Origin of the sequence: Geobacillus genomosp. 3 (genome assembly GCF_000445995.2) — a bacterium.
Lineage (GTDB): Bacteria > Bacillota > Bacilli > Bacillales > Anoxybacillaceae > Geobacillus.
In genome coordinates, this window is record NC_022080.4 from 405,081 (window position 1) to 425,049 (window position 19,969).

Below are 19,969 nucleotides of genomic sequence, written 5' to 3' on the forward strand. Positions count from 1 at the left end.
TTACAAACATAGGACCTAGTCCTAATGGTTTATAACAGTTTGTTGTTATGTTCCTGATGGAATAGCCATTTTTATGGCGGCAGTTATATAGCTTTTCTGCCCCTTTAGTCCTATGATTGGAATGTGGATGTCGGAAGCTGTCGAACGAATAGGAACGGTGGAGGGAAGCGAAGGGAAGGATCCCGACTTTATAATGAAGGAAGAACGTCGAAAAATCTATGACGGTGATGATTTATGTCGAATAAGTTCGAATATCTTGTATACATAGTAGCATTTTTCTTGACAGCCGGTGCCGGTTGTATGTATGCCCATCGGGTGACAAGGCGTTATGGAGCGTTGTCGCCATGGAGGGTGGCGCCGAAGCTGACCGTTGTGTTCACTATATTTTCGCTCTTTCTTTTTGGCGCCGGAATGGTTTATATCGATTACGCAGAGAAGCGCGAGCATGGTGAATACAAAGAAAGTGCCAAGCAAATCGCCGGCATGATCGCCGGCGATTTGGCCGCCATGGGACATGAGTGGCTTGACGAAAACGCGGACCGCCATCCCGCGTATCATACGATACTGACTGCGCTTGAGCGCTGGCAGCATCATGGCCGCATGACCGGTGTATATACGTTAAAAAGGAACGGGAGCGGCGAGCTATATTTTGTTGCCGCTCTAGCGGTCGATTCCCACCGGAACGGCCGCATCGACGGCAAAGCGGAACAACTTGTTCCGCCCGGAACGGTTTACCGCCATACTTCCCCCGAAATGGAGGAGGCTTTTCGCGGCCGATTTGTGATGGAGCGGCCAAGCATGGATGAGCGGGGGGGAAGCATTCGCACTTTTATGCCGATCAGGAAGCTTGACGGGACTATAGATGCAATCGTTGGCGTTGAGTATGATGCGGGGATGTATGAGCAGCGCCTGCAAAAAGAACGGCAAAAGGCAGCTGCAATAATAATGGCACTGTATTTCGTCATTGTCTTCATTTATTTGTTAGTGCTCTATCGACAAATGGAGCGAAACGCGCTTGCCGTCTATAAGAAAGCATTAACGGCGAACGAGGAACGGTTGCGCCGACTGGCGGAAATGACGACGGAAGGAATCGTCGTGTGTGCATCTAAGAAAATTGTCGAAGCAAATGAAGCGGCTTGCCGCCTGCTTGGCTATACGGCAAGTGAACTCGTGCACTTGCCGATCGATGATATAATGGTCGATGGATCGCTGAGACCGGGCCGTTCGGACAGCGGCCCGGAGCGGTTTGAAGTCGAGTTGCGGCGAAAGGATGGGACGGTGTTTCCGGCGGAAATCGTGCAGCGCCGTTACGATTATGAAGGACAAAAAGGAACGGTCATCGCCGTCCGCGACCTGACCGAGCGGAAGCAAAACGAGAGGCGGCTGCAATACATTGCCAGCCATGATGAACTGACTGGTCTCCCGAACAAAGAAGCGATGTATAAGCAGATTGAACAATGTCTCACCGACGCCAAACGGAATGGCCAAGAAGCGGTGGTTATGTTTTTAGAAGTGAGCGGCATTAAGACGATCAACGATTTTTACGGCTATGCCGTTGGAGATAAGGTGTTGCTCCATCTGGCGCGCGTTTGGAGAGAACAGGAAGGGATCGTGGTTGGACGTTGGAGCGGGAACGAATTTATCGCCGTGCTGCCGGACGGCGCACATGAAAAAGCAGAGGAGGCAGCAAAGCGGCTGATTGAGGTCGCGGACGAACCGATTGTCATCAACGGGTTGGAGCTGTATGTGACGGTAAACGTCGGCATCAGCGTCTATCCGAAAGACGGGGAAGACGTGAAAACGTTAATCCGCAAGGCGGACATTGCCCGCTACGAGGCGCGGAACAAGGCGGCGAGCGATTTTCTCTTTTTCACTGAACCGATGGCCGGCCGATTGCATGAAAAGATGGCGATGGAGCGCGATTTGCGGCGCGCGCTTGAAAACGGGGAGTTTGAGCTTTATTACCAACCGCAAATTCAGCTGTATGACCGGAGCATCATCGGCATGGAAGCGCTCATCCGTTGGCGTCACCCGGAAAAAGGGATGGTTCCTCCATCATTGTTTATCCCGGTCGCTGAACAAACGGGGATGATTATTCCGATCAACGAATGGGTGATTCGCACCGCCTGCCGGCAAACGAAACAGTTGCTTGATCAGTTTCCGCATTTGTCCGTCTCGGTCAACTTATCGCCATACGAGTTTGAAAGCCGCCGGTTTGTTGACAAGCTCGCCCGCCTGCTCGCCGACACCGGGCTGCCGCCGCACCATTTAGATCTTGAAATTACGGAACGGATGACGATGGATACGGAGCGTGCGCTCGATATTTTGTCAAAGTTGAAGGCACTCGGTGTGACAATCAGCATGGACGACTTCGGCACCGGCTATAGCTCGCTCAGCTACTTGACCGACTTGCCGATCGACCGGTTGAAAATTGACCGCTCATTTGTCCAGCATATTCAAGGAAAAAAAGATGTCATCTTGCCGTCCATTATTCGTCTCGGGCATAATATAGGTGTCAAAGTGTTGGCCGAAGGGGTCGAAACGGAGACGGAAGCCGCCTATTTGCAAGGAAAACGGTGCGATGAGGCGCAAGGATACTACTTTTCCCCGCCGCTTCCGTATGATGAGTTTGTCCACTTTTTGAAAGAGCAATATACGAGGCGGCAGGCACAGGAGTTGACATGAAATGGACGGATTTTGGCGCATCGCCGAGGAGAAAATCCGCGAAGCAATGAAAAACGGCGAGTTTGACCATTTGCCCGGTTTCGGCAAACCGCTTGAGCTTGAGGACATCTCCCATATCCCGGAAGAGTTGCGGCTCGGGTATTTGCTGCTGAAAAACGCCGGGTACGTGACCGAGGAAACCGAACTGCGCAAAGAGCTGATGACGCTCGAAGATTTGTTGCGCTGTTGTGAGGATGACGAGAAAAAGCAGGAACTTACGAAAAAATGGACGGAAAAACAGCTTCGCTTTGCTGAATTAATGAAAAAGCGCCAACAGACAAACTCGAAGGCGCTGCGCGACTATGGGCGGCGCATTGAGGAAAAATTCCGCTAAACGGTTTCTTCCGATAACAATAAGGGGACTCGGTTTTTTGCGAGCCCCTTATTTTTTATGCAAGGATATTCAAAAAACGGGGAAAATAGGGAAGGAGTCAATGGTTGGAAAGGAGGAGGCGCGAAGAAGAGCAAAAGCAATGATTGGTCCCAGCTGCCTAGCCGTTGATGATCGTGAGCGAAATGAAAAGAAGAGGAGTGAAGATGGTGAAAAAAGTATGGGTTGCCTTTTTTGCCTCACTCGTGCTGGCGATGCCGTCATGGGTGGCTGCCGGTCATCATGAAGCCGTTGATGTTCATTTGCCGATCGGCCATATGTGGAAGCATGACGGGCTGGACGAACAAAAGTGGATGGAGATGGTTCAAACTTATACGCCTGAACAGGCAGATGAATGGAAAAAAGTGCTCGATGAGCGGAAAGCGTTGCGTCAGCAGCTGAACGACGAGAACGTGAAACAGGCCATCAAAGAAAAGTGTAAAAAGATGAAAAAAGAGCGCGAAGCGGCGCTTGACCGGCTCATCGATCAGCTGGCCAATAAAAAAATCACGAAGGAACAGTTTAAACAGGAGTTGAAACAGTTACATAAAAAGAAACGGTGGATGACGAAAGAAGAAAAACAACAGCTTCATCAGCTTCATGAACAAACGAGACAGGCGATGGAGAACAACGATCAGGAGGCGATGAAAAAGCTGCTTCCGCAATGGCTTGAGCATATGAAAAAGAAAAACGAACGATTGTCCCAATGGCTTCAAGAAGTGAAACAAGGGTGATATAATCAAGGAAAAAGCCGTGTCCGATGCACGGCTTCTTTTTTTACCTTTTGGCTGGGAACGCCTTTTGTTTGCCAGCCAAGGCAGGCAGTCGGGCAAGATCGCGCCTGTTTGTGCGCAGAAAACGATTCAGTCTGCCTGATGATGATGGAATGGGAGGGTTGCGCCGTGGGATATCCGGTTATTCTTCATTTGCGCGGCCGCCGCGCGGTCGTCATTGGCGGCGGCCAAGTGGCGGCGCGGAAAGTTTACGGCTTGCTCGAAGCGGAAGCGGACGTTGTGGTGGTCGCCCCGGAGGCGGTGCCGGACATTGAAGCGCTCGCGGCCAAAGGAGAGATCGTTTGGCGTCAGAAGACGTTTGCTGAAGACGACTTGGCAGGAGCGTTTCTTGTCATCGCGGCGACAAACGACCGGAATGTGAACGAAGCGGTGGCGCAGGCAGCGGGATCAGGCCAGCTGTTGAATATCGTCGATGACCCGAAACGGTGCGATTTTCACGTTCCGGCTGTCGTCCGCCGCGGCCCGCTGACGATTGCCGTATCGACCGGAGGGGCGAGCCCGACGGTGGCTCGCCGCATCCGGAGCGAGCTTGAGAAGCAATACGGAGACGAGTATGGGACGTATCTTCAGTTTTTGCAGAAGGCCCGCGATGTCATTTTGCGTGAGGTGGCGGACGATGCCGCACGAAAGCGGCTGTTTCGGGCGCTCGCGGCCGACGAATTCCGGCAAAACGGCCGTTGGGATGAGAAGTTCGCTCACCTGTTGACGAAAGAAAAAGAACGAAACCGGGAAAGAAGGGATGGGAATGATGAGGATTTCGATGTACATTGTTGATGCGTTCACTGACCGGCTATTTGCCGGCAACCCGGCGGCTGTCTGTCTGCTGCCGCATCCGGCTCGTGATGAGTGGATGCAGCGTGTTGCCGCAGAAATGAATTTGTCCGAGACGGCCTTTGTAGTTTCGCACGAGGGCGGTTACCGCCTGCGCTGGTTCACGCCCAAAGCCGAAGTCGATTTATGCGGGCATGCGACATTGGCGAGCGCCCATGTGCTGTGGGAACGGGGGGAGTGCCGCGCGAATGAAGCGATCGCCTTTTTCACAAACAGCGGGGTGTTGACGGCTGTCAACAACGATGGCTGGATTCGGCTTGATTTTCCGAATGAAGCGCCAATGTTGGACGAGTCGCCCCCTGCTGAGCTCACCGACGCCTTGGCGGTAAAGCCGCTGTTTATCGGGCGAAACCGGTTTGACTATTTAGTGGAAGTTGATTCGGAACGAATCGTGCATGAGCTGCAGCCGGATTTTCACTTGCTTCAACAAGTGGATGCCCGCGGTGTGATCGTAACAAGTCGCTCGATGACGGAAGGAGTGGACTTTGTGTCGCGGGCTTTTTTTCCAGCCATTGGCGTGCCGGAAGACCCGGTCACCGGCTCGGCGCACTGCTGCCTTGGGCCGTATTGGGCGGACCGATTCGGAAAAACGACGCTGGTGGGCCATCAAGTTTCATCCCGCGGCGGTATTGTGCGGGTGACGATGGCGGGGGAGAGGGTGCATCTTGAAGGAAAAGCGGTCACTGTGCTGAAGGGGAATTGGCCGAAGAAGCGAACGTTTGGCTATAGATGAAGATAGCAGCTGCTTGGCCGAGCGGCGATGTTTGCGTGTGTTGGAACAATGGAATTGTGCTCAATAAGAAAATAGGGGGCCAGAATGAAATTCCTCCCCCGTTCAAATCGGTGTCCGACCGGCTAATCATCCCACCGATACGTCCAAAACCGCTCTGTTTTCAGCCAAGCAAGCGCATCGCCGCGCTTGGAGGCCGCCTGCATCAGCCCCTCGGTTTGTGAACGGTGGGCGCGGATGGCGGCCAGCTTCGTCTCGATCACCGGGCTGACATCGCGGATGACGTCTGGTTGACCAAGATCTTGTTCGCAGTTTTTCGCAAAGGCCACACAATGGACGGTCGGCCGCTCGTTTTTTGGCCGGCGTTTTAGGGCGCGGATGACCGCAGCGCCGCATGCATCATGGTCAGGGTGAACGCTGTAGCCGGGGTAAAACGTAATGACGAGCGACGGGTTCGTTTCCGCCACGATGGCGGCAATCCGGTCAGCAAGCTCGTTTTCATCTTCAAATTCGACCGTTTTATCGCGATATCCAAGCAAGCGCAAATCACGAATGCCGAGAACGCGGCACGCTTCTTCCAGCTCCTGCTTGCGGATGAGCGGAAGCGTTTCACGGTTGGCAAACGGGGGCACGCCCATATTTCGCCCCATTTCGCCAAGCGTCAGGCAGGCGTACGTCACCGGTGTGCCGATTTGCACATGCTGGGCAATGGTGCCCGAAACGCCAAACGCCTCATCATCCGGGTGGGGAAACACAACAAGTACGTGTCGTTCCTTCATCGCAAGCCCCTCCTTATGCGAACGGCGTGTCGCTCAGCTCAAGGGCGACAGCCAGTTTCCCTTCGTAATCGTGTCCGGCCAACAACAACTGCCCTTCGTTCGTCCATTCCCAATGGGTGAGTCCTTCGGCGTACACCCAGCCGCTTTGAAGCTTCAGCCCGACGCGATACGGCCCTGGGCCGGTGATTTTGCCGCGGGTGAAGCGGATGCGGGCGTTGCGGATGTAAGCGCCGGCGGAAAAAAATCGTTCGTTATGATGAGAGGCGTACGCCCCGTTCGTCGTTTCTAAATGGATGTATACGTCGCGATTGGTGAAGCGGTCCAGCGCCTCTTGAACAGCGGCGGCGTCAATCGGCTGCACGCGGGGTCCCTCCTTTAGCTGTTTTCTATATATTGTACATGACCAAGGCATAGGAACGGAAATATTTCGTCTTTCATTGTATAATGAAGACGAACACATCTTGGACTCATCCGCACCTTAGAGGCGTTGAACAACGATTCAGCGAAAGGAAAGGTGAGGAGAAATGGGGTTTCAAGGCAATGGTGTCACGATGCTCAATTTTGACGGCACTCACCGGCCGCAAAAGCGATTGTTCCGTTTTCCGCACGAATGGATCGATATGTCGGATGTGCCGGAGACGAATTTGTATTGCAGCGAGGCAGCTCTTGCGGAAATTGAACGGCGGCTGGGCCGTCGGCGGCTGCGCGGGGCGGTTTTAATCGGGAACGGCAACTTCCATTATGTGAGCTATTTGCTCGTAAAGGAGATAAAAGAGCCGTTTACGCTCGTCTTGTTTGACCACCATACGGATGCCGAAGGAGGGAGCGACCGCCTCATTTCATGCGGCTCGTGGGTGGCTTACACACTCGGACATCCGCAGCTGCAAAAAGTCGTTATTGTCGGCCCGTCACTTTCTCCAAGTCATCTCCGTTTATCTCCAAAAATTACAGTTCTTCCTTTCGATAATCACGATGAATGGCCGAAGGCGCTTTTGGACGTCATTCCGACCGGAAGCGTCTATATCAGCATTGATAAAGATGCGCTTCGCCGTGAAGACGCTGTGACGAACTGGGACCAAGGGGTGATGCCGCTTTCCCGGCTGCTCGCTTGTTTGCGCCTTCTACTATTCTATAAAAAAGTGCTCGGCGTGGACATATGCGGGGAATATCCGCAGGCCGCTGTCGATGTATTCCATCCATTTTGCCGTGAAGCGCAGCAAAAAAATGAGCGCGCAAATACGGCCATTTTGGAGACGTGTTTTCAATATGCGGCGCCGCATTTGCGGCCGGCTTAAGCAAACGGACAGCTGTCCCGCTTTTTCCTCGGGTGAAAAGGAGCGGAGGAAGCGCTTGCTGGCAGACGGAAAGCGGCCGTACTGAGAACCCGCTTAGGCTGACTGCTAGTGGCGCGTCGGTCAAACGCCATTTCCGTACATAATGCGGAATTTTGTTTCGTCAGGGCGGACGGGGCGCGGCTCGACGTGCATGTGGGAAACTTTGGCAAACATCGTGCCGGCTTCAATCGTATCCAAAAACAGTTGGAGCGCGCTTTCATGCCCTTGGGCTTCCATTTCCACTGTTCCGTCATCATTGTTTTTCACCCAGCCGGTCAGCTGGCGTTTGAGCGCCTCGTGTTGGACGAAATAGCGAAACCCGACGCCTTGCACGCGCCCTTCGACCATGACATGAACCCGCTTCATCATGATGAAGCCCTCCTTCACTGCGGTCGCTTCGCTTCCATCATACCATGAAAAAAGGAGCTTGTCTGCTCAAGCTCCTTTTTTCGCTGCCGACAGCGACTGCACTTGTTGTTGAATGAGCGTTACAAGCCGCGGATGATACCCTAAATATGAGCATAAATGCCACTGCTGATGGGAAACAGGCAGCGTCCGCAGCTTTCGTTCGACCGTTTTCATTAAGAGGCCGGTAAACAGCAAATACGGGACGACAAACACGTGCCGGTATCCGGATGCGCTCGCCCGTTCGAGCCCTTCGTCAAGCGTCGGGTGGATGGCGGCGAGAAAGCAAACATCCACGTGCGGCGCGTTCGTTTTTTCTTGCAAGCGCCGGGCGATGGCGGCGATGTCGCGCTTCGTATCCGGATCGCTGCTGCCGCGGCCGATCAGAAGGACCATGGATTCGCGATCAAGCGGCGCCGGCTGCTCGCCGATGCGGTCGATGATGATGTCGATCATCGTCTCATGGACGCCAAACGGCGCCCCGCAGACGATCTCCAAAGACGGATGGCGCCGTTTCGCCGCTTCAAGCGCAGCCGGAATGTCGTATTTGGCATGGCCGGCGGATAGAAGCAGCAACGGGATGACAATCACACGAGTAGCCCCTTGGGTGACACAGAGATCAACACCGGTCACAATATCCGGCTCGGTCAGCTCAACGAAGCACAGCTCTTGAATCGGGATGTCGATCGCCGCCTTGCATTGTTCAACGAAGCGGACCGCTTCTTGGTGCGCAGCCGGAACCCGGCTGCCATGGCCGACATACAAAACAGCTTCCATCGCCATTGCCTCACGAGGTGGCGCCGGCGGCTGCCGACGATGACAGCAGCCGCTCAAACCATTGAATGTTGGCGCGCAGCCGGACGACATCCCCGATGATGATCATGCTTGGATTTTCGATATGTTCTTTGGCGGCAACGGCAGCGATTGTCGCCAGCGTGCCGGTGACGGTGCGCTGGCTTGACGTCGTTCCCCATTGAATGACCGCCACCGGCGTGTCCGGAGCTTTGCCGTATTTGATCAGCTGGCCGCAAATGTACGGCAAGTTGTGAACGCCCATGTAAATGGCGATCGTATCAATGCCTTTGGCGAGGCTTTCCCACTTGATGTCTTCGCGGATTCCGTCGCGGCGATGACCCGTGACAAAGGCGACGCTGGAGCTGAACTCGCGATGGGTAACAGGGATGCCGGCATAAGCGGCTGCCGCGATGGCTGACGTGACGCCGGGAACGATCTCAAACTCGATCCCGTGTTGAACAAGCGCCTCTGCCTCTTCACCGCCGCGCCCGAACACAAACGGATCGCCCCCTTTTAAACGGACGACCGTTTTTCCCTTTTTGGCATGCAGAACGAGCGAACGGTTGATCGTTTCTTGCTGCATGACATGATAGCCGGGTAGCTTGCCGCAAAAAATGAGCTCAGCATCCGGCTTAGCATACGCCAACAAGTCTTCATTAATGAGGCGGTCGTACAAAATGACGTCTGCTTGTTGGATGCATTTCAATCCTTTGACGGTAATGAGTTCCGGATCGCCGGGGCCGGCGCCGACCAAATATACTTTCCCCATCGTTGTTTCAGCCCTTTCTTGCATAATCCAGCTTGCTTGCCGGTCACCGTCTTTAGGCGGCTTGAGTGAATGTGGTTGCTTTTATTGTAAACAGCCCGCCTTGGCACGAAAACGACTTTGTAAAATCGTCTCCCCCTCTTTTTTCGAGTGGGAGACACGGCATCGTCAGTTCGTTTCCACCGCTGGGATGAATCCGCGCTCTCGCAAATACGCGAGCACTTGCTCGACACATTCATTTACCGAATAGCGGTGTGTTTCAATGGTCAGCTCCGGGGCTTCCGGCGCTTCATACGGCGAATCGATGCCGGTGAATTCGCGGATTTCTCCGCGTCGCGCCTTCTCATACAGCCCTTTCGGGTCGCGCTTTTCGCACTCCTCGAGCGGGCAGTTGACGTAAATTTCGATAAACTCATTTTCTTCGACCAAGCGGCGGACGAGCGCCCGGTCTTCAGCAAATGGAGAAATAAACGCTGTTAACACGAACTGACCGCTGTCGACAAACAATTTGGCGACTTCGCCGATGCGGCGAATGTTTTCCGTCCGGTCGGCGGCGGAAAAACCGAGGTCTTTATTGAGCCCGTGGCGGATGTTGTCGCCATCGAGCACGTAATTTTGAATGCCAAGCTCAAACAGCCGTCTGGAGACGGCGTTCGCCACCGTCGATTTGCCAGATCCGGACAGGCCGGTGAACCAAAGGATGGCGCTATGATGGCCGTTGCGTTGGCGACGATCTTCTTTTGTCACCGATGTATGATGCCAAACGATATTCGTGCTCATCTCGCTCCTCCTTTAGCGTGTCGACGGGGTGACCGCTTCGCGTTCTTGCAACCCTTTGATCAAGACGGCGGCCACTTCCGGACGGCTGAACGTGCTCGGCGGCACTTGGCCGTTGCGCAACATTTCGCGGACTTTCGTGCCGGAAAGGACAACGTGATATTGAGCGTCGTGCGGGCACGTTTTCGTCGATGCCATGCCTTCGCATTTCGTGCAATAAAAGCTATGTTCGAAAAAGAGCGGTGTAATGCCAAGCTCTTCGGCCGTAAAGTTCGAGAAGATTTTTTGTGCATCATACGTGCCGTAATAGTTGCCGACGCCCGCATGGTCGCGGCCGACGATGAAGTGCGTGCAGCCGAAGTTTTTCCGCACCATGGCATGGAAAATCGCTTCGCGCGGCCCGGCGTAGCGCATCGCGGCCTGGAAGACGCCCAAGAAAACGCGGTCTTTCGGATAATAGTTTTCAAGCAACACTTGATAGCTTTCCATCCGGATGTCGGCCGGAATATCGTCCGCTTTCGTTTCGCCGACGAGCGGGTTTAAAAACAAGCCGTCAACGATTTCAAGCGCGCATTTTTGAATATATTCGTGGGCGCGGTGAACCGGGTTGCGCGTTTGGAAGCCGACGACCGTGTTCCAACCGAGTTCGGCAAACCGTTTCCGCGTTTCGGCCGGATCAAAATAAAACGAAGCAAACTGGCCTTTGTCGGTCCGTTTGACGAGCGTAACCGCTCCGCCGACGTACACATCCGGTTTTTCAAACAGTTTGCGCACGCCCGGGTGAGCGAGTTCGTCGGTTTTATAGACGAGCTTGGCCTCTTTCGTTTTATCCGGGCGGTAAATATCGGCGATTTCAATAACGCCGTAGACGTCGCCGTCATAAACGAGCTTCGCTTTGTCGCCTTCAGCGAGTTCACCCGCTTTTTCTTCCGTCACCGCCAGCGTAATCGGGATGCTCCAGACGGTGCCGTCAGCGAGGCGCATCGTTTCCACGACCGCGTCGTAATCCGCTTTCGTTAAAAAGCCGGTGAGCGGGCTGTAGGCGCCTGTGCCGATCAGCTCGAGGTCGCTTAGTTCGGCTTTGGAAAGCTCGATCGTTTTCGTTGCTTCATCGATTGGGTAATCCGGATTCCAACGGTTGATCAATGTGCCGCCATGCGGAATGCTTAAGCTCATGTTCATAACCTCCTAGATTAATAGATGTTCATTAAATGCCGCCGCCATGTTCGTGAAGCGAACGCTCTTCTTCGGCGACCGTTTTTTTCAAGCTGATGACGCCAAGCGTCGCCAGGCAGACGCTGAAGATGGCGATCACCGTGTAAACGTCGCTGTCAAGCAACAGCTTCACAAGGCTGTACGAAATGACAAGGGAAAAGATGGGTGAAACAAACCATACTTTTAATAGCTGTACAACAATCCGCTTTTGCCAAATCGACATCCCGCTTTTCGCTGTTCCGATGCCGATGATCGCTGATGTCGTAATCTGCGTAAGCGGAACAGGCAAACCAAACAGCGACGAAATGATGACGAGCACGGCTCCCGTGCCGGAAATGGCGCTCCCTTCAAACGGGGAGAAGTTCGTGATTTTCTTCCCATTTGTTTCCAAAACACGATGTCCAAGCAAGAGGGCACCGGCGGCGACGAACAAGCCGCCGAAAATAGTTGCCGGCCCGACCACCATCAGCCCGGCCCCGACAAGCGGCCCGACGGCGTTGGCCACATTGTTCATACCGGCGGAAAACGCCTCGAGAAAGCCGGTGATGACGAGCAAGGCCATGAACGTTTTTTGCCAGCGCCCTTGTTCAAGTTGCGGGTACTTTCGCTTGAGCGCCAAAAACCATTTGCCGACGGCCAGTGTAAACGAAAAGGCGATGATCGGGATCACGACCCATACCGACATGATAAACAGCAGTTTGTGAAAGTACACCGCCTGATAGGCGATGCCGACGCCGACGACGGATCCGACGGTGATCTCGCTCGTCGAGAGCGGAATGCCCATGATGTTCGCCGCAAAGAGTGAAATAGCCGCCGCCGTTAAAATGATGACAACGATTTTGACGGTGAGGATCGAAGACGGAATAATGCCCGACCCGATCGTTTTCACCACTTCTCCGCCGCCGAGGCTGCCGAGGAACACGCCGATGCCGCAAAGAAGGAGGGCCACCGATTTTTTCGGAATGGCGCCTGATCCGTAGGCGACACCCATTGAGGCGGCCGCGCCGCTCGCCCCGATGTTCATGGCGAAGAAAAAAGATACAATAAAGGCAATGGCAAGGAGCATATCATTGTTCTCCCCCTATGTGAGATGGAGCCCGCACTCCGTTTTCCCCTGGCCGGCCCAGCGCCCGGAGCGCAAATCGTTTGGGTCTGATGCCGGCGCCGTGCACGGGGCGCAGCCGATGCTCGGGTAGCCCTGGTCATGGAGCACGTTGTACGGAAGGCCGTGTTTATACACGTAATTCCAAACATCTTTCCACGTCCAATGAATGAGCGGGCACACTTTAATGGAACGGAACTTGTCGTCTTTATTGATGTACTCGACATGACTCCGGGTCGGCGACTGCTCGCGGCGCAAGCCGGAAATCCAAGCGGTGACTCCGGTCAAGACTTCCCGCAGCGGAATGACTTTGCGCAGCTCACAGCATTTGTTCGGATCGCGCTTCCATAATTCGTCGCCAAATTGCGCAGCCTGTTCTTCCAACGTCAAGTGCGGCTTTTTCATCACGATGCGGAGCGACGGGTATTTTTCCTGTACCTTCGCGATCGTGTCGTACGTCTCTTGAAAATGCAGCCCTGTATCCAAAAAGACGATTTCCGCATCCGGCTTGACCTGGGAGATCAAATCAATGAGCACAATCCCTTCAATGCCGAAGCTGCAGGCGTACACAATGTCATCGCCGTATTCACGGTACGCCCAAGCGAGGACAGCCAGCGCCCCTTTTGTGTCATCATCGGACGGAAAAGACGGTTTTTCGGCCGTTTCCCATCGGTCATATGTGAGCATCGTTTCCCCCTCCTTAAAATCAAAGAAAATCAACGTAATTAGTCGGATATTCATCCGGCAGCGAGCAGCGTGGCGACAAAAACGCCCCTTCCATTTCGGAAAGAGCGGAAGAACGGAGACGCCTTATCTTCCAAAATGGATCCCATTTTGCTGGAATTAGCACCTTGCCAAATACGGCAGGTTGCCGGAGTTCATCGGGCCAGTCCCTCCCTCACTCTTGATAAGCGTATGTAATGGTTGTAATTGATTAAAATTTTAGCACAATTGTCGCCAATGTCAATCCTAGTTTTTCGATAGGAATTATTTTTTTATACACTAAGGCGGCTTCGCGGCGCTTCCATCCGGTGACAGAAGGGGGGATTACCGCTTGCGCAGGCTTCCGAGCTCCTCGACAATGGCTTGTATTTCGCTTGGACTGAACGTTTCACGTTTCATGACCATGTCGTAAATGTCTTTCAGTTCGTCATACCACGCCTCGGAAAAATGGGACGGCTTAATCGCATCAATGTTGAGCATTTTTAATTTTTTCTTCAGTTGCTCAACTATATATTCGACGTTTTCCATCGACGGTTTCGACAAGTCCATTGTTTCATTCCTCCCATGGCAAGTTACCATGCATTGTACCATATGAGCCGGGAAAAAGGGAGAGGCAATATGGCCTGCATCAACGATGGATGGTAAAATGTAGATGCATATGCATGCCCCTCCAGAAAGAGGCAGTCAGGGGCTTGGATGAAAAGGGAAAACTAACGATAGGAAAACGGTATAGAAATAGCGAAAGGGGTTGTTGATTGGATGATCAAAGTGTTGTTTGTTTGCCTCGGCAACATTTGCCGTTCGCCGATGGCGGAAGCGGTATTCCGTCATTTGGTGAAAGAACGGGGGCTTGACGGACAGATTGCCGTTGATTCAGCGGGAACGGGCAGCTGGCATGTCGGCGAGCCGCCGCATGAGGGGACAAGGCGGATTTTGAACGAGAACGCCATTGACTATTCCGGTATCCGCGCCCGGCAAGTCGGGCGCCGCGACTTGGCAGAATTTGATTACATCATCGCCATGGACGCCGCCAACTTGAGCGATTTGCGCCGGATGGCTGGGCCAAATTCAGCAGCCGTGATCGCCCGGCTGCTCGATTTTGTCCCGGATCGGGAAAAAGATGATGTGCCGGATCCATATTATACCGGGAATTTCGCCGAAGTATATGATCTTGTCCGTTCCGGATGCGAACATTTGCTTGACACGATCGTCCGCAACCATCAGCTGACTCCGAGGGAAAGGACATGATGAAAAAACGGAAAAGGAGGGCGACACGTGTTGGTGGATATGACGTTCATCCGCGAGTTGGCCCGGCGCTTTACGGAGGATGAAGTTCCGCGGCTGTCAGCGGAGTTGGCGTATTACTTTCTGTTGTCGCTGTTTCCGTTTTTGCTGTTTTTAATGACGCTGTTGGCGTATTTGCCGATTCCACATGAAGATGTGCTTGCGCTTGTGCGGCAATATGCGCCGAAGGAGGCGCTTCATCTGATCGAGACAAATGTGCATCACTTAATGGACGAGCAAAATGGGAAACTGTTGTCGTTAAGCATTATCGGTGCCATTTGGTCCGCTTCAAACGGAATGGGCGCCATTATGCGGGCGTTCAACCGCGCTTATGACGTGGAGGAAAACCGGCCGTTTTGGGTGGCGCGCGGACTGTCGATTGTGTTGACGGTCGGGATGATCGCCGTGATTATCGTCGCGCTCGTGCTGCCGGTATTCGGCCGGATGATCGGGCTGTTTTTGTTTTCCACATTAGGGTTATCGGAACACTTTTTAACCGTATGGAATACATTCCGTTGGACGACGAGCTCGCTGCTACTGTTTGCTGTCTTTACTGCCCTTTATTATTTTGCCCCAAACAAGCAGTTGCGCTGTGTCAATGTCGTGCGTGGCGCCCTATTCGCCACCGCCGGCTGGATTGCGACATCGCTGGCATTTGCCTATTATGTCAACCACTTCGCCAATTACACGGCCATGCATGGGAGCCTCGGCGGGATGATCGTGCTGATGATTTGGCTTTATTTGTCCGGCATGGTTCTCGTTTTAGGCGGGGAAATGAACGCCATTTTCGATTGTGGACGTGAAGGAAGAAAGCGGCTTCGTTGATGTGTATAAATGATCCGTAAACCGGATAACGTAACGATGCGGGGGATTTTGATACAGGGGGGATTACGATGGCGAAGCACACGAAAAAAGACGGGGGCACGAAACAAAAAGGGAAAAACAGGCCGAAACATAAAACGAGCGGCAGCGCCAACGGCCAAAACGGCTATCATTAAAAATGGATCCCTAGAGGTCGGTTACCGGCCTTTAGGGATCTTTTTATGTAGCTGTAAATTTTGGTCACAAAGTTGCAAAATTCAGTGGCTATGTAGGTTGGGTATAATAGAAGGGGGATAGGAAGAAAGATCTATTCCTCAATTCCAATTAAAAAGAGAAGGTGCGGAAAAGGAGGATGTTTTTCCTAGGAGCCATTTTGACAAGACGAAAAAAAGCGGTGATGTGTTTGCAAAGGATCTAACATCGTTCAAAATTCAAAAAAAATGTGAGGGAGGGGGAAAGAAGATGTTCAGCGGCCGGTTGGGAGGGAGAATGAGCGGCGGCATCTTCTTTTTGTTTGGCATGTTGATCATTGTTTTCTCTTCAGCGGTTGCTCCGATAAACTCCAGTTTCACGGACTCCGATTCGAACACAGGAAACATTATACGTTCCGCCTTGCTCGATATTTCTACGACACCTGCCAGCCCGACAGTGCTTTATAATATCAGTAATTTTCTTCCCGGGGATACAGCTACGCGTTCCATAGAAATTCATAATAGCGGAAATGTGGATCTTACCTATAACATTTCTGTAACGGCAAATCCGGGCAATACGATCCTTTGGACAGATACGGATAAGGGGCTTCAAATTGAAATTAAAGACCAAGATTCCGGGACTGTTCATTACGAGGGGCCGATTAGCATGCTTTCTGTTTCAGATATTTTGCTTGTGGCCGGCCAGTCTCATCATTTGCAGTTCAAATTGGTGTTCCCGGAAGAAGCCGATAACAGCTTTCAAAATCTTCAAGAATCAATGACATTTCGGTTTGACGCGATGCAGTTGCCTGGCGGCGAACGAACGAATAACTAGCGGGTGATGCCCAATGAACAAAAGGCGGGTGGCCCGTTTACTTTTGTTTATGATCACCATATTGTTTTCGTTGTTTCAAACAGCGGAAGCCAAAATGATGGTGACCACCTCTTTAGCCGGCAATGTCATTTCAACTAGCGAACATTTATTCTTTTTCTACAATATAGCAGGTGGAACCGCAAGGCAACCAAGAAATCGCGATGTTCCCATATTGACAGGGTTAAACGCTAGCCTATCAACAGCTGATTTTGGAACGATTAGTATTTCTCTTATAAGTATTTGGGAAATTGATGATGTGATTCGCATTCTAAACAAATCGGCAGTTACGAAATCTCTTTCCCTGTCGGTTGTGAACGGTTCTGCTCCACTCTTGGGCAGTTTGAGAAGTATCATCAGTTTCCCGGACAGAGTAACTTTGGCTCCGTGGGAGACGGTTCAAGTTGATGCGACTATTAGCACCACTATCTTAACAGCACCTGTTGGAGAGTACACTGGCTGGGTTAAGATTACTGATCATGAGACGAATCTTAGTTATGTTATTCCAATCCGCCTGATCGTCAGTTTATAATTTGTGGAATGAAAAATGAGGAAATATCAAAGGGGATGAAACGAGTGGAAGGAAGCTTTGCCCGCGAGCGACCGAAACATAAAGGGGATATGAGGTTCGTAATAAATGTTGTATTCTGGATAGGTTCGACCTTGTTCGGCCTTTTTTTGCTATTGGTATATGGTCCATTTCTGCTCGGCTGGTCAAGTTATCTTGTTTTATCGCCTAGCATGGCCCCTGTCATCGAGCCGGGTTCGATTGTGGTTGTCCGCCCGGCCGGGCAGGTTGCATTGCAACAAAACGATATTGTGGCATACCGAAAAAATAACGCCATCGTACTTCATCGTATCCAACAAGTTCAGGAAGAGAATGGAAAAGTATGGTTTGTATTGAAAGGAGATGCAAATGAATACGCAGATTTTGAAACAGTAACTGAAAAACAGATTATCGGAAAAATGGCGTATTCGATTCCTTATGCAGGGTATGTAGTAAAATATGTGAGTGACAATAAAGTTTTACTTTTAATACTAGTGGTACTCGTCTTTCTGTTGTTTCATACAATGGTCACATCCCGAAGACGACCCCGCCGAACGACCTGTACAACCGAACCGGTCAAAAAGTGACCATTGAAAAAGGGCGCTCTTTCCGGAGCACCCTTTTTCGCAAAGAACAGGCGGTTCGGTAACAGTCTCTTTATTCGACGCTTTCTTCATGATGGTGGTAATACCGCTCGTAAATGTACTCGATCTCGGCGTCAGTCATGTAGGCGAGCTGTTCCCGCGACAACCCCCGCACTTTTTCGATAAACTCGATCATATTTTTCCGTTCTGCTCTGCTCATCATCGCCACTCCTTTTTCTGTTTTAAAACAGTAACTTGTTATCTTGGTTTTATTATATAACAGAAAAAACAAAATGGTCAACGATTTTTTCAAAAAAAACAAAAAAATAAAAAAGCGGTCAAGCCGCTTTTTTTTGTTCCCGCCGCCCGGCAAGGCAGACGGCCGGGATGAGGAGAACGGCGCTGACCGCAAGGAAAAAGGTGTTCGTTGCCGCATCGACGGCGCTTCCGGTAAGGGGCGGGCCCACCATGCTGCCGAGGCTGTACAGCATCCCGCACAACAAGTTGCCGGCCGGGAGGAGCGCTTTCGGCAACAGGTCGGTCATATAGGCAATGCCAAGGGAGAAAAGGGAGCCAGTAAACATGCCGGCAGCGAACAGGCAGGCAGCGAGTCCGACAATGGATGCGCCAACAGTAAGCGCGGTCAAAAAACAGCCGACGCCGACCAACAAGGCACAAGTGATCACGGCCCGCCTCCCGAACCGGTCGCTGAGCGCCCCGAGCGGAAGCTGAAAGGCGATGCCGCCGAATGAGAAAAACGGCAAAATGAAGGCGATTTGTTCCGCACTCATCTGCTTACGCAAGGCGTACAGCGGGAAAACGGAATGAATGGACGCTTCCAAAAAGCCGTAAGCAAGCGGTAGCAAGAGCGCTGGCCATGCATGTTTCCATGCACCGATCCATCGACCGGCAGCTGAGGCGGAGCGTTCGAACGGCTTCGGCTTTTCATTTGACAGCCAAAAGACGGCAACCCATCCGACGAAACTGAGGAGGGCAGCCAAATAAAACGGCAGCGCCTCGTTGATTGAGGCAAGCGAAGCGAGCAGTGGACCGGCTGTAAAACCAAGACCAAATGCAAGGCCATACAGTGACAGCCGCCGTCCGCGCTCGGTCGGCAGCGAAAAGTCCGTAATCCACGTTTGGGTAGCAAAATGAAGCATATGGTCGCCCACCCCGATAAGAAAACGAAGTATAAACCAAAAGGAAAATGAGGGGAAAAGTGGAAAAAGGGCGAGTGAACATATTACAATAAAACCACCAAGGATAATCATAGGTTTGTATCCATATTTCCCTAACGGTTGTTCCAAAAACGGTGAAATGGCAAGCACACCGATATAGAGCGCGGCCGCGTGCGCTCCATTAATGGTCGAAGAGACGCCGCTTTCATCAAGCAACATGGCTAACAACGGAAGCAGCATCCCTTGGGACAAGCCGGAGATGGCCACGACCGCAGTTAAAATGGCGAAACGCATCGTCACATCCTCACTTCTTTAAATTGGCCAGCCTGCGAACAAAAACGGAATCCGGCTTTTCACGGCGGAACGGCCGGCCCGTATTTATCGTACATACAAGCAACGATCAACGCAACGAAAAAATGTTGACGAGAAAGGTGGAAGAAACACAAATGAACAGGTTGTTTGCCTGGATGGCATGGATCGGCGTGCCGGTGTCCGTGATCGGCGGCTTTCTTCACTGGCCGACCGTCTTGATGTTTGGGCTGTACTGTCTGACGATTATTGCGCTCGCCAGCTATATGGGGAGGGCGACGGAAAGCTTGGCGATCGTCGCTGGACCGCGCATCGGCGGGCTGTTAAACGCCACCTTCGGCAATGCGGTCGAGTTGATTATCTCGATTTTTGCCTTGCAAGCCGGACTCGTTGATGTCGTGCTCGCCTCCTTGACCGGCTCGGTGCTGGGGAATTTGCTGTTGGTTGCCGGGTTATCGTTCTTTGTCGGCGGTTTGAAATATAAGCGGCAAGAATTCAATATTTATGACGCCCGCCATAACGCCGGGCTGCTGACGTTTGCCATTTTCGTCGCGTTTGTCATTCCGGAAGTGTTTACAATGCGAATGGGCGGCGGCGAACGGCTCGCGTTAAGTGTCGGCATTTCGATCATTATGATTTTGCTTTACATCGCTGTCGTATTGTCCAACGACGGCGATACGAACTGGTTTGAAGGAGCGACGCTGCTTGCGGCCTATCTCATTATGGGCATTGGTTTTTATTTGCTTTGACTCATTCACCCGGGCGGTTGGCGCCCGGGTTTTTTGACAGAGGTGCGGCGCTGAAACGGAAGAAATTTTCACCGCCGCGGATAAACGGT

The 19,969-nt window shown here is 52.3% G+C and carries 23 protein-coding genes, 1 pseudogene and 1 riboswitch; of the genes and pseudogenes, 12 read left to right on the forward strand and 12 right to left on the reverse strand.

Annotated elements, in window-relative coordinates; genetic code table 11:
* Positions 1-234 precede the first annotated feature (234 nt).
* The 5 genes from M493_RS02085 (at position 235) to M493_RS02105 (ending at position 5,452) form a co-directional block, all read left to right on the forward strand.
* Positions 235-2,685 carry a putative bifunctional diguanylate cyclase/phosphodiesterase gene (locus M493_RS02085; protein ID WP_041267725.1) on the forward strand — a complete coding sequence of 817 codons (2,451 nt, stop codon included), beginning with the start codon at positions 235-237 and terminating at the stop codon, positions 2,683-2,685.
* A gap of 1 nt (position 2,686) precedes the next feature.
* Positions 2,687-3,058 carry a DnaJ family domain-containing protein gene (locus M493_RS02090; protein WP_020958623.1) on the forward strand — a complete coding sequence of 124 codons (372 nt, stop codon included), beginning with the start codon at positions 2,687-2,689 and terminating at the stop codon, positions 3,056-3,058.
* A 206-nt stretch (positions 3,059-3,264) separates the two neighbouring features.
* On the forward strand, positions 3,265-3,828 hold the full coding sequence (locus M493_RS02095) for a hypothetical protein (RefSeq protein ID WP_041267831.1): 564 nt from the start codon (positions 3,265-3,267) through the stop codon (positions 3,826-3,828).
* Positions 3,829-3,996: 168 nt separating this feature from the next.
* A complete protein-coding gene (locus M493_RS02100) occupies positions 3,997-4,662 on the forward strand; it encodes a precorrin-2 dehydrogenase/sirohydrochlorin ferrochelatase family protein (RefSeq protein WP_020958625.1) in 666 nt (221 codons plus the stop codon).
* A complete protein-coding gene (locus tag M493_RS02105) occupies positions 4,637-5,452 on the forward strand; it encodes a PhzF family phenazine biosynthesis protein (protein WP_020958626.1) in 816 nt (271 codons plus the stop codon). The genes M493_RS02100 and M493_RS02105 overlap by 26 nt, the downstream gene beginning before the upstream one ends.
* Positions 5,453-5,574: 122 nt before the next feature.
* Here M493_RS02105 and bshB2 read toward each other — a convergent pair whose 3' ends face one another.
* Positions 5,575-6,228: a bacillithiol biosynthesis deacetylase BshB2 gene (bshB2, locus tag M493_RS02110; RefSeq protein WP_020958627.1), complete on the reverse strand. Its 654-nt coding sequence runs from the start codon at positions 6,226-6,228 to the stop codon at positions 5,575-5,577.
* A gap of 13 nt (positions 6,229-6,241) precedes the next feature.
* Positions 6,242-6,589 (reverse strand): YojF family protein, encoded by a 348-nt coding sequence (locus tag M493_RS02115; protein WP_020958628.1) that lies wholly within the window; start codon positions 6,587-6,589, stop codon positions 6,242-6,244.
* Between the two features lie 163 nt (positions 6,590-6,752).
* Here M493_RS02115 and M493_RS02120 point away from each other — a divergent pair, with 163 nt between their 5' ends.
* Positions 6,753-7,523, forward strand: a complete 771-nt coding sequence (locus M493_RS02120) for an arginase family protein (RefSeq protein ID WP_020958629.1) — start codon at positions 6,753-6,755, stop codon at positions 7,521-7,523.
* Positions 7,524-7,643: 120 nt separating this feature from the next.
* Here the strand turns inward: M493_RS02120 and M493_RS02125 are convergent, their stop codons facing one another.
* The 8 genes from M493_RS02125 to M493_RS02160 form a co-directional block, all read right to left on the reverse strand.
* Positions 7,644-7,928, reverse strand: coding sequence for an acylphosphatase (locus M493_RS02125; RefSeq protein WP_041267832.1), 285 nt, complete (start codon positions 7,926-7,928; stop codon positions 7,644-7,646).
* A 69-nt stretch (positions 7,929-7,997) separates the two neighbouring features.
* A complete protein-coding gene (locus M493_RS02130; protein ID WP_020958631.1) occupies positions 7,998-8,744 on the reverse strand; it encodes a sirohydrochlorin chelatase in 747 nt (248 codons plus the stop codon).
* A gap of 10 nt (positions 8,745-8,754) precedes the next feature.
* Positions 8,755-9,531: a uroporphyrinogen-III C-methyltransferase gene (gene cobA, locus M493_RS02135; RefSeq protein WP_041267833.1), complete on the reverse strand. Its 777-nt coding sequence runs from the start codon at positions 9,529-9,531 to the stop codon at positions 8,755-8,757.
* Positions 9,532-9,696: 165 nt separating this feature from the next.
* Complete coding sequence (cysC, locus tag M493_RS02140; RefSeq protein ID WP_020958633.1) at positions 9,697-10,308, reverse strand: adenylyl-sulfate kinase; 612 nt, start codon at positions 10,306-10,308, stop codon at positions 9,697-9,699.
* A gap of 12 nt (positions 10,309-10,320) precedes the next feature.
* Positions 10,321-11,481, reverse strand: a complete 1,161-nt coding sequence (gene sat, locus M493_RS02145) for a sulfate adenylyltransferase (RefSeq protein WP_020958634.1) — start codon at positions 11,479-11,481, stop codon at positions 10,321-10,323.
* 31 nt (positions 11,482-11,512) lie between these two features.
* The gene (locus M493_RS02150) at positions 11,513-12,586 is read right to left on the reverse strand and encodes an inorganic phosphate transporter (RefSeq protein WP_020958635.1); all 1,074 of its coding nucleotides are present in this window, start codon (positions 12,584-12,586) and stop codon (positions 11,513-11,515) included.
* Positions 12,587-12,601: 15 nt separating this feature from the next.
* Complete coding sequence (locus M493_RS02155) at positions 12,602-13,309, reverse strand: phosphoadenylyl-sulfate reductase (protein ID WP_023817456.1); 708 nt, start codon at positions 13,307-13,309, stop codon at positions 12,602-12,604.
* A gap of 120 nt (positions 13,310-13,429) precedes the next feature.
* Positions 13,430-13,536: riboswitch (SAM riboswitch) on the reverse strand.
* A gap of 133 nt (positions 13,537-13,669) precedes the next feature.
* Positions 13,670-13,894, reverse strand: coding sequence for a DUF1128 domain-containing protein (locus tag M493_RS02160; protein WP_020958637.1), 225 nt, complete (start codon positions 13,892-13,894; stop codon positions 13,670-13,672).
* A gap of 210 nt (positions 13,895-14,104) precedes the next feature.
* Here M493_RS02160 and M493_RS02165 point away from each other — a divergent pair, with 210 nt between their 5' ends.
* The 5 genes from M493_RS02165 to M493_RS02185 all read left to right on the forward strand — a co-directional run bounded on the left by M493_RS02165 (position 14,105) and on the right by M493_RS02185 (position 17,647).
* Positions 14,105-14,593: a low molecular weight protein-tyrosine-phosphatase gene (locus M493_RS02165; protein WP_020958638.1), complete on the forward strand. Its 489-nt coding sequence runs from the start codon at positions 14,105-14,107 to the stop codon at positions 14,591-14,593.
* Between the two features lie 39 nt (positions 14,594-14,632).
* Positions 14,633-15,454 (forward strand): YihY/virulence factor BrkB family protein, encoded by an 822-nt coding sequence (locus tag M493_RS02170; protein ID WP_420480332.1) that lies wholly within the window; start codon positions 14,633-14,635, stop codon positions 15,452-15,454.
* A 459-nt stretch (positions 15,455-15,913) separates the two neighbouring features.
* Positions 15,914-16,477: a TasA family protein gene (locus M493_RS02175; RefSeq protein ID WP_020958641.1), complete on the forward strand. Its 564-nt coding sequence runs from the start codon at positions 15,914-15,916 to the stop codon at positions 16,475-16,477.
* Between the two features lie 13 nt (positions 16,478-16,490).
* Positions 16,491-17,045 (forward strand): hypothetical protein, encoded by a 555-nt coding sequence (locus M493_RS02180; RefSeq protein WP_020958642.1) that lies wholly within the window; start codon positions 16,491-16,493, stop codon positions 17,043-17,045.
* A 44-nt stretch (positions 17,046-17,089) separates the two neighbouring features.
* Positions 17,090-17,647, forward strand: a complete 558-nt coding sequence (locus M493_RS02185; protein ID WP_020958643.1) for a signal peptidase I — start codon at positions 17,090-17,092, stop codon at positions 17,645-17,647.
* Positions 17,648-17,717: 70 nt separating this feature from the next.
* Here the strand turns inward: M493_RS02185 and M493_RS02190 are convergent, their stop codons facing one another.
* A complete protein-coding gene (locus M493_RS02190) occupies positions 17,718-17,864 on the reverse strand; it encodes a BH0509 family protein (RefSeq protein WP_041267834.1) in 147 nt (48 codons plus the stop codon).
* Positions 17,865-17,982: 118 nt separating this feature from the next.
* Positions 17,983-19,116 carry an MFS transporter gene (locus tag M493_RS02195; protein WP_020958645.1) on the reverse strand — a complete coding sequence of 378 codons (1,134 nt, stop codon included), beginning with the start codon at positions 19,114-19,116 and terminating at the stop codon, positions 17,983-17,985.
* Positions 19,117-19,268: 152 nt separating this feature from the next.
* Here M493_RS02195 and cax point away from each other — a divergent pair.
* Positions 19,269-19,790 (forward strand): annotated as a pseudogene (gene cax / locus M493_RS02200) (calcium/proton exchanger); the annotation flags it as partial.
* Positions 19,791-19,969: the final 179 nt, after the last annotated feature.

Coding starts and splice junctions, on each gene's coding strand:
- M493_RS02175 (WP_020958641.1), top strand. CDS start 15,914: ATGTTCAGCGGCCGGTTGGGAGGGAGAATGAGCGGCGGCATCTTCTTT.
- sat (WP_020958634.1), bottom strand. CDS start 11,481: ATGAGCTTAAGCATTCCGCATGGCGGCACATTGATCAACCGTTGGAAT.
- M493_RS02195 (WP_020958645.1), bottom strand. CDS start 19,116: ATGCGTTTCGCCATTTTAACTGCGGTCGTGGCCATCTCCGGCTTGTCC.
- M493_RS02170 (WP_420480332.1), top strand. CDS start 14,633: ATGACGTTCATCCGCGAGTTGGCCCGGCGCTTTACGGAGGATGAAGTT.
- cysC (WP_020958633.1), bottom strand. CDS start 10,308: ATGAGCACGAATATCGTTTGGCATCATACATCGGTGACAAAAGAAGAT.
- cobA (WP_041267833.1), bottom strand. CDS start 9,531: ATGGGGAAAGTATATTTGGTCGGCGCCGGCCCCGGCGATCCGGAACTC.
- M493_RS02165 (WP_020958638.1), top strand. CDS start 14,105: ATGATCAAAGTGTTGTTTGTTTGCCTCGGCAACATTTGCCGTTCGCCG.
- M493_RS02105 (WP_020958626.1), top strand. CDS start 4,637: ATGAGGATTTCGATGTACATTGTTGATGCGTTCACTGACCGGCTATTT.
- M493_RS02085 (WP_041267725.1), top strand. CDS start 235: ATGTCGAATAAGTTCGAATATCTTGTATACATAGTAGCATTTTTCTTG.
- M493_RS02090 (WP_020958623.1), top strand. CDS start 2,687: ATGGACGGATTTTGGCGCATCGCCGAGGAGAAAATCCGCGAAGCAATG.
- M493_RS02120 (WP_020958629.1), top strand. CDS start 6,753: ATGGGGTTTCAAGGCAATGGTGTCACGATGCTCAATTTTGACGGCACT.
- bshB2 (WP_020958627.1), bottom strand. CDS start 6,228: ATGAAGGAACGACACGTACTTGTTGTGTTTCCCCACCCGGATGATGAG.
- M493_RS02180 (WP_020958642.1), top strand. CDS start 16,491: ATGAACAAAAGGCGGGTGGCCCGTTTACTTTTGTTTATGATCACCATA.
- M493_RS02130 (WP_020958631.1), bottom strand. CDS start 8,744: ATGGAAGCTGTTTTGTATGTCGGCCATGGCAGCCGGGTTCCGGCTGCG.
- M493_RS02190 (WP_041267834.1), bottom strand. CDS start 17,864: ATGAGCAGAGCAGAACGGAAAAATATGATCGAGTTTATCGAAAAAGTG.
- M493_RS02125 (WP_041267832.1), bottom strand. CDS start 7,928: ATGAAGCGGGTTCATGTCATGGTCGAAGGGCGCGTGCAAGGCGTCGGG.
- M493_RS02160 (WP_020958637.1), bottom strand. CDS start 13,894: ATGGACTTGTCGAAACCGTCGATGGAAAACGTCGAATATATAGTTGAG.
- M493_RS02155 (WP_023817456.1), bottom strand. CDS start 13,309: ATGCTCACATATGACCGATGGGAAACGGCCGAAAAACCGTCTTTTCCG.
- M493_RS02150 (WP_020958635.1), bottom strand. CDS start 12,586: ATGCTCCTTGCCATTGCCTTTATTGTATCTTTTTTCTTCGCCATGAAC.